At 58.6% G+C, this 13,173-nt stretch carries 14 protein-coding genes; 9 read left to right on the top strand and 5 right to left on the bottom strand.

The window, feature by feature from the left end:
- Positions 1 to 59: 59 nt before the first annotated feature.
- The gene (hrpB, locus tag WFO70_RS14315; RefSeq protein WP_337016949.1) at positions 60 to 2,489 is read right to left on the bottom strand and encodes an ATP-dependent helicase HrpB; all 2,430 of its coding nucleotides are present in this window, start codon (positions 2,487 to 2,489) and stop codon (positions 60 to 62) included.
- A gap of 73 nt (positions 2,490 to 2,562) precedes the next feature.
- Here hrpB and thpR point away from each other — a divergent pair, with 73 nt between their 5' ends.
- The 9 genes from thpR (at position 2,563) to panD (ending at position 9,575) form a co-directional block, all read left to right on the top strand.
- Positions 2,563 to 3,093: an RNA 2',3'-cyclic phosphodiesterase gene (gene thpR / locus WFO70_RS14310; protein WP_337016948.1), complete on the top strand. Its 531-nt coding sequence runs from the start codon at positions 2,563 to 2,565 to the stop codon at positions 3,091 to 3,093.
- A 12-nt stretch (positions 3,094 to 3,105) separates the two neighbouring features.
- A complete protein-coding gene (gene sfsA / locus WFO70_RS14305) occupies positions 3,106 to 3,810 on the top strand; it encodes a DNA/RNA nuclease SfsA (protein WP_337016947.1) in 705 nt (234 codons plus the stop codon).
- A 177-nt stretch (positions 3,811 to 3,987) separates the two neighbouring features.
- Positions 3,988 to 4,443 carry an RNA polymerase-binding protein DksA gene (gene dksA, locus WFO70_RS14300; RefSeq protein WP_012016093.1) on the top strand — a complete coding sequence of 152 codons (456 nt, stop codon included), beginning with the start codon at positions 3,988 to 3,990 and terminating at the stop codon, positions 4,441 to 4,443.
- Positions 4,444 to 4,512: 69 nt separating this feature from the next.
- Positions 4,513 to 5,403 (top strand): tRNA glutamyl-Q(34) synthetase GluQRS, encoded by an 891-nt coding sequence (gluQRS, locus tag WFO70_RS14295; RefSeq protein ID WP_442913385.1) that lies wholly within the window; start codon positions 4,513 to 4,515, stop codon positions 5,401 to 5,403.
- Positions 5,404 to 5,456: 53 nt separating this feature from the next.
- The gene (gene pcnB, locus WFO70_RS14290) at positions 5,457 to 6,854 is read left to right on the top strand and encodes a polynucleotide adenylyltransferase PcnB (RefSeq protein WP_337016996.1); all 1,398 of its coding nucleotides are present in this window, start codon (positions 5,457 to 5,459) and stop codon (positions 6,852 to 6,854) included.
- Entirely contained in the window at positions 6,851 to 7,330 is a 480-nt protein-coding gene (gene folK / locus WFO70_RS14285) for a 2-amino-4-hydroxy-6-hydroxymethyldihydropteridine diphosphokinase (RefSeq protein WP_337016945.1), read from the top strand. Before pcnB ends, folK begins: the two co-directional genes overlap by 4 nt.
- A 122-nt stretch (positions 7,331 to 7,452) precedes the next feature.
- Positions 7,453 to 8,244 carry a 3-methyl-2-oxobutanoate hydroxymethyltransferase gene (gene panB / locus WFO70_RS14280; protein WP_106994278.1) on the top strand — a complete coding sequence of 264 codons (792 nt, stop codon included), beginning with the start codon at positions 7,453 to 7,455 and terminating at the stop codon, positions 8,242 to 8,244.
- Positions 8,245 to 8,255: 11 nt separating this feature from the next.
- On the top strand, positions 8,256 to 9,110 hold the full coding sequence (gene panC / locus WFO70_RS14275) for a pantoate--beta-alanine ligase (protein ID WP_337016944.1): 855 nt from the start codon (positions 8,256 to 8,258) through the stop codon (positions 9,108 to 9,110).
- A gap of 84 nt (positions 9,111 to 9,194) precedes the next feature.
- A complete protein-coding gene (panD, locus tag WFO70_RS14270; RefSeq protein WP_337016943.1) occupies positions 9,195 to 9,575 on the top strand; it encodes an aspartate 1-decarboxylase in 381 nt (126 codons plus the stop codon).
- Positions 9,576 to 9,578: 3 nt separating this feature from the next.
- Here panD and WFO70_RS14265 read toward each other — a convergent pair whose 3' ends face one another.
- From WFO70_RS14265 to WFO70_RS14250, 4 genes are all read right to left on the bottom strand, one after another.
- A complete protein-coding gene (locus WFO70_RS14265) occupies positions 9,579 to 10,832 on the bottom strand; it encodes a polysaccharide deacetylase family protein (protein WP_337016994.1) in 1,254 nt (417 codons plus the stop codon).
- A 56-nt stretch (positions 10,833 to 10,888) separates the two neighbouring features.
- Positions 10,889 to 11,329, bottom strand: a complete 441-nt coding sequence (locus WFO70_RS14260; protein WP_337016942.1) for a PTS sugar transporter subunit IIA — start codon at positions 11,327 to 11,329, stop codon at positions 10,889 to 10,891.
- A gap of 105 nt (positions 11,330 to 11,434) precedes the next feature.
- A complete protein-coding gene (locus WFO70_RS14255) occupies positions 11,435 to 12,205 on the bottom strand; it encodes an ABC transporter permease (protein ID WP_337016941.1) in 771 nt (256 codons plus the stop codon).
- Entirely contained in the window at positions 12,202 to 13,128 is a 927-nt protein-coding gene (locus tag WFO70_RS14250) for an ABC transporter ATP-binding protein (RefSeq protein WP_337016940.1), read from the bottom strand. The genes WFO70_RS14255 and WFO70_RS14250 overlap by 4 nt, the downstream gene beginning before the upstream one ends.
- Positions 13,129 to 13,173: the final 45 nt, after the last annotated feature.

Raw genomic sequence — 13,173 nt, 5'->3', positions numbered from 1 at the left:
CATTTGCCGGGTGGCGCTGCGCTTACCCGGCCTACAACTTACCCGAACGACAATGACCGTTACGAATACTTCTTCGTGCGCCGGGTAGGCGCGGTATTCGCCGGATCGTCCGGCCAGACATGTTTGGGATAGCGCCCCTTCATCTCTTTTTGCACCTCGCGGTAGCTTCCGGCCCAGAAGGCCCCCAGATCGCGGGTGATCTGCAGCGGACGCTGGGCCGGGGACAACAGCTCCAGCACCAGCGGCACCCGCCCCTGGGCAATGGCCGGCGTGGTCGCCTCGCCAAACATCTCCTGCATCCTTACCGCCAGCGCCGGAGGATTATCTTCATGATAACGAATGGCTATCCGGCTGCCGGTCGGCACAGTGTAATGCCCCGGCAGCTCAGTATCCAGACGTTGACGCAACGACCAGTCGGTTAAGTTCTGTAACGCCGCCTTAACATCCAGCGATTTCAGGGCACGAAGCGAATGCACACCCTGCATTTGCGGCAGCAGCCACGTCTCGAGCGACGCCAGCAGCGAGGCTTCGTCCACCGCAGGCCAGGCAAACTCCGGTAGCCACTGCGCCGCGCAGTGCAGGCGGATCCGGTACTGCTCCGCCTCCGGGGTCCAGTTCAGCACGCTGAGCCCTTTATCGCGAATGCCGTTAAGCATCGCCTGGTGCAACTCCTCTTCTGACGGCTTTGCCAGCGGTTTGACGTTCACCGTCAGGCGGCCAATCTGCGCCCGGCGAAAGGCCTTCAGCGTGCCCTGGGCCTCATCCCACTCGACGGTGTCCGACTGCTCCACCAGATCCGGCGAGGTCGCGATCAGTGCATCGATGTCCACGGCTAAGCCCAACAAAATACGGGCATCCGGGGACTGGTTGCCCTGCAACAGCAGCGGCGCAATCAGCCACTCGTGGCGGGTCATGGCGTCGTCGCTATGCAGCATCGCCCCCATGCCGTTCGCCAGCTGATAGCGCCCGTCGAGCCCGCGGCGACGGGCAATCCGGTCGGGAAACGCCTTTGCCAGCAGCGCAGGCACGCGGTCGCTGTCCGGCGCTCCACCGCGGCTGTTGAGGCGCGCGCTTAACTGCCGGGCGCGCTGCTGCCACTCCGGCTGATTGCGGGAGAAGGCCTGGGCCAGATCGCTGCTGCCGCCTCGCGGCGGCTGTTCAAGGATAGCCGCCAGTTTTGCCGCCGTCGTAATTTCGTCGTCACCCACGGCGCTGGCCAGCATCGCCGCCAGCCGCGGATCGTTACCGAGCTTCGCCATCTTCTGACCAAAGGCAGTGAGCTGTTCCCCCGCCAGCGCCCCGAGCTGGGTTAACAGACGGCGGGCCGCAGCAAGGTTAGTCGCAGGCGGCAGATCCAGCCAGCTTAGTTGAGCAGGATCCCGGCAACCCCATTGCAATAACTCCATCAGCAGACCGCTGAGATCGCTTTGCAGAATTTCCGGGGTACCCTGCGCCGCCGCGCGCTCGGCCTGCTCAAAGGGCGTCAGGTGCAGGCAGATACCGGGCTCCAGACGCCCGGCGCGTCCGGCGCGCTGGGTCATTGAGGCCTGGCTGACGCGCTGGGTCAGCAGGCGGGTCAGGCCGGTGCGCGGATCGAACGTCGCCACCCGCTCCTGAGCCGAGTCCACCACTAGCCGGATGCCTTCGATGGTCAGGCTGGTTTCGGCGATGTTGGTCGCCAGCACCACTTTGCGCAGTCCCGCCGGGGCGGGCAGGATCGCCTTACGCTGCTCGGCCAGCGACAGCGCGCCATACAGCGGGCAGAGCATCACGTCATCGGCCAAGCGGCGGGCGAGTTGCTCCTGCACGCGCTGGATCTCAATCACGCCGGGTAAAAAGAGCAGCAGCGAGCCGGACTCCTGGCGCAGCAGTTCAGCAGTGGCGACCGCCACCGCTTCGTCGAAGCGCTGATGGGTTGAGAGCGACTGATAGCGGCGCTCAACCGGAAAGGTGCGTCCCTCAGAGACGAGAGCGGGTGCGTCAGGCAGCAGGCGCTGGAGCCGATCGTTATCCAGGGTCGCGGACATGATCAACAGCTTAAGATCCTCGCGCAGCCCCTGCTGGACATCCAGCAGCAGCGCCAGAGCCAGATCGGCCTGCAGGCTGCGCTCGTGGAACTCATCGAGGATCACCAGCCCGACGCCGGTCAGCTCGGGATCCTGCTGCAGCATCCGGGTGAGGATCCCCTCGGTGACGACTTCCAGTCGGGTCGTCGCCCCCACGCAGGTTTCGGCGCGCATCCGGTAGCCCACCGTTTCCCCCGGTTTTTCGCCCAGCAGATCCGCCAGCCGCTGCGCCACGTTACGGGCGGCGATCCGCCGCGGTTCGAGCAGAATAATTTTGCCGTTAATCTTTCCCTCGGCCAGGATCTGCAGCGGCAGCCAGGTTGATTTCCCCGCACCGGTGGGCGCAGTAAGCAGAACCTGGGGGGCGTGTTGTAACGCGTGGAGAAGATCGGGAAGGACAGCGGCGACCGGCAACAGGGACACGAATGGCTCCAGAGGGTTAACTTTAGACGGCGTACATTGTAGCATCGCCACAATTCATTACCGAGTGCCCCGTATGTCTGAGTCGAAAAGGCTGTTCTTTGCCATTGAAATGCCCGCGCCGATCCAGCGTCAGATCGTGCGCTGGCGCGCCGGGCACTTTGCCCCGGAAGCGGGCCGTCCGGTGGCCGGGGCTAACCTGCACCTGACCCTGGCGTTTTTAGGCGATGTCAGCGAGGAGAAACGTCAGGCGCTGGCGGCCATGGCCGGTCGCATCCGCCAGCCTGGGTTTACCCTGACGCTGGACGATGCCGGTCAGTGGCTGCGCTCGCGGGTCGTCTGGCTGGGGACGCGCCAGCCGCCCCGGGGATTATTGCAGCTCGCCAATATGCTGCGGGCCCAGGCGGCGCGCAGCGGCTGTTACCAGAGCCCACAGCCGTTTCATCCGCATATCACCCTGCTGCGCGACGCCAGCCACGCGGTGGCCATTCCGCCGCCGGGTTTTCAGTGGGCGTTTCCGGTGAATGAATTTGTCCTCTACGAGAGCCGTTTTGTCGGCGGACGCACCCGCTATACGCCGCTTCAGCGCTGGACGCTTAGCGAATAACAAGGAATCTGTATGCAGTTTACCCCTGCCCTCCAACCCGCCACGCTGGTGCAGCGCTACAAACGTTTTCTGGCCGACGTGGTGACGCCGGAAGGCGAAACGCTGACCCTGCACTGCCCCAATACCGGGGCAATGACCGGCTGCGCCACGCCCGGCGATACCGTCTGGTACTCCACCTCCGAAAATATCAAACGCAAATATCCCCACACCTGGGAAATAACCCAGACTGCCGACGGGGAATATATTTGCGTCAATACGCTGCGGGCCAACCAGTTGGTCAAAGAGGCGATTACTCTGGATTTCATTCCTGAACTGCGCGGCTACAACACCTTAAAAAGCGAAGTGAAATATGGTGCGGAAGGCAGCAGAATCGACTTTATGTTGCAGGCAGAGGATCGACCCGAGTGCTATATTGAAGTGAAATCAGTGACGTTAGCTGAAAGGGATAACGGCTACTTTCCGGATGCGGTAACGCTGCGAGGGCAGAAGCATCTCCGGGAGTTGATAAGTATGGCGGCGGCGGGCAAGCGCGCGGTGCTGTTATTTGCGGTATTGCACAGCGCGATTGGACGATTTTCACCAGCCCGTCATATTGACCCTAAGTACGCGCAACTGTTGAATGAGGCACAAAAGCAGGGGGTGGAGGTTTTGGCTTACAAAGCGGAACTTTCTGCCGATAAGATGACTCTGAGATCCGCTCTTCCCGTCACGTTATAAAAGGGGTTGAGCGTTGTTTATTAAGTGTTCTGGTCGTGTGCGCAAATACGCTTTTCCTCACAGGCTTGTCAAGTGTTACGTTTAGATAATTGCCATACGGAAAAGCATCTGCTATTTATAGCGGCCTGATTTTTCCCCCAACACGGGGATCGATAGTGCGTGTTAAGGAGAAGCAACATGCAAGAAGGGCAAAACCGTAAAACATCGTCCCTGAGTATTCTCGCCATCGCTGGGGTGGAGCCGTATCAAGAGAAGCCGGGCGAAGAGTATATGAACGAAGCCCAGCTGTCGCACTTCAAGCGAATTCTTGAAGCATGGCGTAATCAACTCAGGGATGAAGTGGATCGCACCGTTACTCATATGCAGGACGAAGCCGCTAACTTCCCGGATCCGGTAGACCGTGCCGCTCAGGAAGAAGAGTTCAGCCTCGAACTGCGTAACCGTGACCGCGAACGCAAGCTGATTAAGAAGATTGAGAAGACGCTGAAAAAAGTCGAAGACGAAGATTTCGGCTTCTGCGAGTCCTGCGGTGTCGAAATCGGCATTCGTCGTCTGGAAGCCCGTCCAACAGCCGACCTGTGTATCGACTGCAAAACGCTGGCAGAAATCCGCGAAAAACAGATGGCCGGTTAATTCCGACCCTGTTATCACGCTATTACAGGCGGGAGTCTTCTCCCGCCTGATTACTTTCTGCGCTGTGTAATTATGCCTGCTGACTATATTGGGCGCTTCGCGCCATCCCCCTCTGGCGAACTGCATTTCGGCTCGCTTATTGCCGCGCTTGGCAGCTACCTGCAAGCCCGTGCCCGCCAGGGTATCTGGCGCGTACGTATCGAAGATATTGACCCCCCGCGTGAAGTTCCCGGTGCAGCAGAGACCATTCTGCGTCAGCTGGAACATTACGGCCTGCACTGGGACGGCGAGGTGCTGTGGCAGTCTCAGCGTCACGATGCCTATCGCGAACGCCTGGCCTGGCTGCACGCCCAGGGACTCTCTTACTACTGCACCTGCACCCGCGCCCGCATTCAGAGCGTCGGCGGCGTCTATGACGGCCATTGCCGCACCCTGTATCACGGCCCGGAAAACGCCGCGGTGCGCGTGGTGCAACAGCATCCGGTCACCCGATTTACCGACCTGCTGCAGGGCGAATTCCATGCCGATCCACGCCTGGCAGACGAGGATTTTATTATCCACCGCCGGGACGGACTGTTTGCTTACAATCTGGCGGTCGTGGTGGATGACCATTTCCAGGGAGTCAACGAAATTGTCCGCGGGGCCGATCTGATCGAGCCTACCGTACGGCAGATTTCGCTCTACCAGCTGTTTGGCTGGCCGGTGCCGGACTATATTCATTTGCCGCTGGTGGTGAATGAAAAAGGGATGAAACTCTCGAAACAGAATCATGCCCCCGCATTACCGACGGGCGATCCTCGCCCTGTTCTTATCAATGCTTTACAATTTCTAAACCAGGATGTAACACATGAGTGGCAGGATCTGCGAACCGAAGAATTACTGGAAAAAGCGGTGGCCCAGTGGTCGCTAAACCGCGTGCCGAAAATCCAGCATTCTCAAATGCGTCTCGCTGAGCTATGATTAGCCGCTATTTTTTGTCCTGAATTCTGAAACACACACTACCGAGGTGTATTATTTTTACCCGAGTCGCTAATTTTTGCCGTAAGGTGCTGAGCCGCGATGAGAGCATGGCGGATGACGTCATTGTTCAAAATACGATGTCGGTTATTCCGCGCGAGCAGCATGCTATTTCCCGCAAAGATATCAGTGAAAACGCCCTGAAGGTCCTTTATCGTCTGAATAAAGCTGGCTATGAGGCGTATCTCGTTGGTGGCGGGGTGCGTGACTTACTGTTGGGCAAAAAGCCAAAAGATTTTGACGTGACCACCAGCGCCACCCCTGAGCAGGTGCGTAAATTATTCCGCAACTGCCGCCTGGTCGGTCGTCGCTTCCGTCTCGCCCACGTCATGTTTGGGCCCGAGATCATTGAAGTGGCAACCTTCCGTGGTCATCACGAAGGCACCCCATCAGACCGCACGACCTCTCAACAGGGTCAGAACGGCATGTTGCTGCGTGACAACATCTTTGGCTCTATCGAAGAAGATGCCCAGCGTCGCGATTTCACCATCAACAGCCTCTATTACAGCGTGGCTGACTTTACCGTCCGCGATTTTGTCGGTGGCGTACCGGACCTGAAAGCCGGCATCATTCGCCTGATCGGCAACCCGGAAACGCGCTACCGTGAAGATCCGGTGCGTATGCTGCGCGCCGTGCGTTTTGCCGCCAAGCTGGATATGCAGATCAGCCCAGAGACCGCCGAGCCGATCCCGCGTCTGGCGACGCTTATCAACGATGTGCCACCGGCGCGTCTGTTTGAAGAGGCGCTGAAGCTGCTGCAGGCGGGCCACGGTTTTGCTACCTATCAGCTGCTGCGCGAGTACAGCCTGTTCCAGCCCCTGTTCCCGACCATCACGCGTAACTTCACCGAAAAAGGTGACAGCGCGATGGAGCGCATCATCGATCAGGTGCTGAAGAACACCGATAACCGCATTCAGAACGATATGCGCGTGAATCCGGCGTTCCTGTTTGCCGCGATGTTCTGGTATCCGCTGCTGGAAACGGCGCAGAAGATTGCTCAGGAAAGCGGTCTGGCCTATTACGATGCCTTCGCGCTGGCCGCCAACGACGTGCTGGATGAAGCCTGCCGCTCGCTGGCGATCCCGAAACGCATTACCACGCTGGTGCGTGATATCTGGCAGCTTCAGCTGCGGATGTCCCGTCGTCAGGGTAAACGCGCGTGGAAGCTAATGGAGCATCCTAAGTTCCGTGCGGCTTACGATCTGATGGCCCTGCGTGCCGAAGCGGAAAACAACCGCGAGCTGCAGCTGCTGGTGCAGTGGTGGGGTGAGTTCCAGGTTTCTGCACCACCGGCGCAGAAAGACATGCTGGGCGATCTGGATGAAGATCCGGCACCGCGTCGTCGTCACCGTCGTCCACGCAAGCGCGCACCGCGTCGCGAAGGCGCGGCATGACGCTGGCGTATATCGCCATCGGCAGCAATCTGGCCTCTCCGCTGGAGCAGGTCAATGCTGCCGTCCAGGCGCTGGGCGACATCCCGCAGAGCCGCGTTGTCGCCCTCTCCTCGTTTTACCGCACCCCCCCGCTGGGCCCGCAGGATCAGCCCGACTACCTGAACGCCGCCATCGCGATCGACACGGCTCTCAGCGCCGACGCGCTTCTGGACAACACCCAGCGCATCGAGCTGCAGCAGGGTCGCGTGCGTAAAGCAGAGCGCTGGGGACCGCGTACCCTCGACTTAGACATCATGCTGTTTGGTGATGCGGTGATTAACACCGAACGCCTGACGGTGCCGCACTACGACATGAAGCGCCGCGGCTTTATGCTCTGGCCGCTGTTCGAAATCGCCCCCGATCTGATCTTCCCTGACGGCGAAAGCCTGAGCGCCCTGCTGGGGCAACTGAACGCCGAAAAACCCGCCCGCTGGTAACGCCACTTTTTCGTTAATAAACCCTAAAACTTTTATGGTTTATCGATTACCTAAAATCATTGTTCCCTCGAATGTTACTGTTAGAATGCGCAAAGATTCGCTTTGGGCTATCAGGAAACAGTATGAAACCAACCACCATTGCTACCTTGCAGAAATGCAAACAGGACAAGCAACGCTTCGCCACCATTACGGCCTATGACTACAGCTTCGCCAAACTCTTTGCCGAAGAGGGTATTAACGTCATGCTGGTTGGCGACTCGTTAGGGATGACGGTTCAGGGACATGACTCCACTCTGCCGGTGACGGTAGAGGATATTGCTTACCACACCCGGGCGGTGCGTCGCGGTGCGCCAGCCTGTCTGCTGCTCGCCGACCTGCCGTTTATGGCCTACGCCACGCCGGAGCAGGCGTTTGAGAATGCCGCCACGGTGATGCGTGCCGGGGCCAACATGGTCAAAGTGGAAGGCGGTGCCTGGCTGGTGGAGACTGTCCGCATGCTTACCGAGCGCGCGGTGCCGGTCTGCGGCCATCTGGGATTAACCCCGCAGTCGGTCAATATCTTTGGCGGCTATAAGGTTCAGGGGCGCGGTGACGCCGCCCAGACGCTGTTTGATGATGCACTTGCCATCGAAGCCGCGGGCGCACAGCTGCTGGTGCTGGAGTGCGTGCCGGTGGCGCTGGCGAAACGCATTACCGACGCGCTCACCATTCCGGTGATCGGCATTGGGGCCGGTAACGTGACCGACGGCCAGATCCTGGTGATGCACGACGCCTTTGGCATCACCGGCGGGCATATCCCGAAATTTGCGAAGAATTTCCTTAGCGACGCAGGCGACATGCGCGGCGCGGTCAGGCAGTATATTGCCGACGTTGAATCGGGTGTTTACCCGGGTGAAGAACACAGTTTCCAGTAAGGAGTCTCGTTGTGCTAATCATTGAAACCCTGCCGCTGCTGCGCCAGCACATTCGCCGCTTGCGCCAGGAAGGTAAACGTATCGCCCTGGTGCCCACCATGGGCAACCTGCATGACGGCCACATGAAGCTGGTGGACGAAGCCAAAGCCCGCGCCGATGTGGTGGTGGTGAGTATTTTTGTTAACCCGATGCAGTTTGACCGTGCCGACGACCTGGCGCGCTACCCACGCACGCTGCAGGAAGACTGTGAGAAGCTGAAAAAGCATAAGGTGGATTTCGTCTTCTCCCCTGCCCCGGCGGATATCTATCCGAAAGGCACGGAAGAGGCCACCTATGTCGATGTGCCGGGCATCTCCACCATGCTGGAAGGGGCCAGCCGTCCGGGTCACTTCCGCGGCGTCTCCACCATCGTCAGCAAGCTGTTTAACCTGGTGCAGCCGGATATCGCCTGCTTCGGCGAGAAAGATTTCCAGCAGCTGGCGCTGATCCGCAAGATGGTGGCCGACATGGGCTACGACATCGACATTGTTGGCGTGCCGATCGTGCGGGCCAAAGACGGCCTGGCGCTGAGCTCCCGCAACGGCTACCTCACTCCTGAACAGCGTAAAATCGCCCCGGGTCTGTACAAGGTGATGAGCACCATGGCGAGCCAGCTGAAAAACAAAGAGTTGAGCAGCGAAGAGATCGTAGCGCTGGCAGAACAGGCGCTGAACGATGGCGGCTTACGGGCTGACGATGTGCAGATCCGCGATGCCGACACCCTGCTGGCGCTCTCCGCTGACAGCAAACGCGCGGTGATCCTGGTGGCCGCATGGCTTGGCCAGGCGCGTCTGATCGATAACACAGTAGTTGAACTGGCTCAGTAAACACTGAGCCTATCCATGCTAACGGATTAGTTTTCATCAGCCCCTTCTTCGGGAGGGGATACGACAAAGAGTTAAGGTAACGTCATGATTCGCAAAATGCTGCAAGGTAAGCTTCACCGTGTGAAGGTCACGCAGGCCGATCTGCATTATGAAGGCTCCTGCGCGATCGATCAGGATTTTCTCGACGCAGCGGGTATTCTTGAAAACGAAGCCATTGATATCTGGAACGTGAGTAACGGCAACCGTTTCTCAACCTACGCTATCGCGGCTGAACGTGGTTCCAAAATTATCTCCGTCAACGGGGCAGCGGCGCACTGCGCCAGCGTGGGTGATATTGTTATCATCGCCAGCTTTGTGATGATGTCCGATGAAGAAGCACGCCGCTGGCAGCCGAAAGTGGCCTATTTTGAAGGTGATAACGACATGAAACGTCTCGCGAAAGCGATTCCGGTTCAGGTCGCCTGATCGTTATCCTTGCGGCTGATTGCTGATCAGCCGCGACATCGTTTCTAATGAGTCCGTTCTGAGCACGTACAAGCGCTTCAGCAGGAATGGATTATCCCCCGGTTTCACCTTCCCTTTCACCGTCGTCACTGCCAGGTGAAAACCTGCATCATTAGCCGCTTTCACCGCGATATCGTTATAGCCGCCGAACGGGTATGAGAGATAAAGCACATGCGGGTTAAACTGCGCCAGCGCGCGGCGGGAGTGCTTAAAGTCCATCAATACGTTCTGATAGCTGCGGCTCAGCAGGATGGGATGGCGATTCGCATCCACCCGGTGCAGGAAGTGGGTGTGCGACTGCACGTCAAACACGTCCTGGATCTCACGCAGCTCGGAGAGGCTCATAAACTGCAGCGTCTTCGGATCCCATTTCAGCGGATGGGCTTTGATCCGCGAGGAGATAATAAACGCCGTGGCGTGGAAGCCGTACTGCTTCAGGATTGGCCAGGCGTAGCGGCTGACCGACTTCAGACCATCGTCAAAGGTGATCGCCACCGCGCGGGCCGGGAGGTTCATCTTGTTACGCACGTAGCCTTCCAGCTGGTACATCGTCAGCGTGGTGTAACCCTGATCGTGCAGCCAGGCCATCTGGTTATTGAAAGCGCGCACGCTGGTGGTGGTCGAGGTATGGCGATAACGGGTGTTCTCTTCGTCGCGCAGGATATGGTGATAGGTCAGCACCGGCAGGCCGTTATCCTCCTGCGCATCCAGGCTGCTGACCCAGGCCAGGCGGTTGGCGATGCGGATCTGATACCAGGTCTGATTAAGCCGATCCTTCAGCTTGCTGAGGATCGGATAGCGCAGGTTGTCCGCCAGGGTGCCGAACGGCGCGCTGCCGGCATTGGGGGCGTTGTAGACCGGCGTATCCTTCCAGGTGATCAGGTTCTGATTGCTGAGCGGCTTGTTCAGATCGCCGAGGCTGTCCTCCACGCGCTGCTTTCCCTGCACCTCGCCCAGATGCTCTTTGTCGATAAAACCGGTGCCGAAGCCAAAGCGGAACTCATAATAATCCGCCGCGGTAGGCACCACCGCAATGATTTGCCCGGCACGCACATTGCCGACGGTAACGACCTTGTTGCCCACCTGCGCCCAGATGGCGGCATCTTCGGTAGTTTGCATATAGCGGGGCGGGAGCCCTTGCTGGCTAATCAGACTGGCAGACACGCCGCCGGAGACCAGCAGCAGAAGCAGGAAAATAATACGCGAGAGCATAGGGATGTATTCAGTACGAAAAACGGACGTCATTGTAACAAAAGCGCCAGCAATACCAATGCTTAATATTTTTCCAGACCATGGAGCAGGACAAAAGGCGGGTTTTTCTGCTGCTGATGCCACAGGCTGCTGACTTCCGGCGCGCCGCGGGCAACGATGGTGTCGCGAAAGCCGCTGCTGTCGGTCATCTCCCGCAGAGGGTACATCATCTCCAGCAGCGGATAGCTAATCCCCGAGATCACTTCGCAGTTGGCGTGCTTGTGGCTGAGCAGTGCCGCCGCGCGATAGGGGGCGGCGCCGGAGATATCGGTCAGGAAGATCACCCCGTCACCGCTGTCGACCTGATGCTGGGCATCGCACAGCATGCGGCTGAGCATATTGACGCTTAATCCGCGCCAGAAATTAACCACCTGGCACTGTACCAGCGGCCCAAACCGGACGGCGAGCTTCTCCGCCATCTCCTGCGCATGTTCATCATGGCACGTGATTACCCAACCCAGCATCGTCACCTCTCATCAGAAAGGGGTAGTCTAGCCGAGCAGGAAGCGTACAGGGGTGATGAGGGTCAATAAACCGGCCCGGCAACAGAACGTCGCCGGGCCTGAGGATCAGCTGCGCAGCCCGCGTCCGCGCTGGATCAGGTTCCAGCACAGCAGATAGAAGGCCACGATAAAGATCACCAGCACGCCAACGGTGGTTGCCAGCGGCACGTCGGAAATGCCAAGGAAACCAAAGCGGAAGCCGCTGATCATATAGACGATCGGGTTCAGGTGTGACAGCCCCTGCCAGAACGGCGGCAGCAGCGTCAGGGAGTAGAACACCCCGCCGAGGTAGGTCAGCGGCGTCAGGACGAAGGTCGGGATCAGGCTGATATCGTCAAAGGTTTTGGCGAATACCGCATTCAGCAGACCGGCCAGCGAGAACAGCACCGCCGTCAGCAGCAGCGTCAGGCCGACAAACAGCCAGGAGTGCACCTGGAACGGCACAAAGAACAGGGAGATCGCCGTCACCAGCACGCCGACGCACAGGCCGCGGGCCACGCCGCCGCCGACATAGCCCGAGATGATCACGTGGGTAGGCACCGGGGCCACCAGCAGCTCTTCGATATTGCGCTGGAACTTGGCGCTAAAGAAAGACGACGCCACGTTGGCATAAGCGTTGGTGATCACCGCCATCATGATCAGGCCAGGCACGATAAACTGCATATAGGTGAAACCGTGCATCTCACCGATCCGCGAGCCAATCAGGTTGCCGAAGATAATAAAGTAGAGGGTCATGGTGATCACCGGCGGCACCAGGGTCTGGATCCAGATGCGCATAAAGCGGTTGATCTCTTTGGCCCAGATACTTTTCAGCGCCACCCAGTAAAGCTGCATCATGCGCGATCTCCTTGTTTCTCATGGACCAGCGAGACGAACAGCTCTTCCAGTCGGTTAGCTTTGTTACGCATACTTAATACCTGAATCCCCTGCTGGCTCAGCTGGCTGAAAACGCTGTTGATCCCCTGCTCACGCAGGACTTCCACTTCCAGGGTTGAGGTATCCACCAGACGGTAGTTATACCCCTCCAGCTTCGGCAGCGCGCTTTTCGCCGCCAGATCGAGAATGAAGGTTTCTGATTTCAGCTTGGAGAGCAGGTTCTTCATCGAGGTGTTTTCCACCAGCGTACCGTGCTGAATGATGCCGATGTTACGACACAGCATCTCCGCCTCTTCCAGATAGTGCGTGGTCAGAATGATGGTGGTGCCTTTGTCGTTAAGATCCTTCAAAAAGCCCCACATTGAGCGGCGAAGTTCGATATCGACCCCGGCGGTCGGTTCATCCAGAATCAGCAGTTTTGGCTCGTGCATCAGCGCCCGGGCAATCATCAGACGACGCTTCATACCACCGGACAACATCCGCGCACGTTCGTTGCGTTTTTCCCACAGATCGAGCTGTTTGAGGTACTTTTCGCTGCGTTCAACCGCCTCTTTACGCTCCACGCCGTAATAGCCTGCCTGGTTGACCACAATCTGCTGCACGGTCTCAAAGGGGTTGAAGTTGAACTCCTGCGGCACCAGACCCAGCTGGCGCTTGGCGTTCACCACCTCCTTTTCCAGGTCGTAGCCGAAGACCTTTACCTGGCCGGAGGTTTTATTCACCAGCGAGCTGATAATGCCGATGGTGGTGGATTTCCCTGCCCCGTTGGGCCCCAGAAGCGCATAAAAATCACCGGCTTCGACTTTAAGATCTATGCCGCGCAGTGCCTGGACACCACCCGGATAGGTTTTTTTAAGCTGCTCGAGCTCCAGTGCAATGGTCATGAAATAGAGTTACCTATAGTGCTGACACGCGAAGTGTTGTTTTAA

It is taken from the genome of Leclercia sp. AS011 (assembly GCF_037152535.1).
GTDB lineage: Bacteria > Pseudomonadota > Gammaproteobacteria > Enterobacterales > Enterobacteriaceae > Enterobacter.
The sequence above is the reverse complement of the archived record's forward strand: the minus strand, read 5'-3'. Positions and strand labels throughout refer to the sequence as shown.

What these genes read in the sequence shown, in the direction of transcription:
- folK (WP_337016945.1), top strand. Translation starts at nt 6,851, where the DNA reads ATGACGCTGGCGTATATCGCCATCGGCAGCAATCTGGCCTCTCCGCTG.
- panD (WP_337016943.1), top strand. Translation starts at nt 9,195, where the DNA reads ATGATTCGCAAAATGCTGCAAGGTAAGCTTCACCGTGTGAAGGTCACG.
- thpR (WP_337016948.1), top strand. Translation starts at nt 2,563, where the DNA reads ATGTCTGAGTCGAAAAGGCTGTTCTTTGCCATTGAAATGCCCGCGCCG.
- WFO70_RS14260 (WP_337016942.1), bottom strand. Translation starts at nt 11,329, where the DNA reads ATGCTGGGTTGGGTAATCACGTGCCATGATGAACATGCGCAGGAGATG.
- panB (WP_106994278.1), top strand. Translation starts at nt 7,453, where the DNA reads ATGAAACCAACCACCATTGCTACCTTGCAGAAATGCAAACAGGACAAG.
- sfsA (WP_337016947.1), top strand. Translation starts at nt 3,106, where the DNA reads ATGCAGTTTACCCCTGCCCTCCAACCCGCCACGCTGGTGCAGCGCTAC.
- dksA (WP_012016093.1), top strand. Translation starts at nt 3,988, where the DNA reads ATGCAAGAAGGGCAAAACCGTAAAACATCGTCCCTGAGTATTCTCGCC.
- WFO70_RS14255 (WP_337016941.1), bottom strand. Translation starts at nt 12,205, where the DNA reads ATGATGCAGCTTTACTGGGTGGCGCTGAAAAGTATCTGGGCCAAAGAG.
- WFO70_RS14250 (WP_337016940.1), bottom strand. Translation starts at nt 13,128, where the DNA reads ATGACCATTGCACTGGAGCTCGAGCAGCTTAAAAAAACCTATCCGGGT.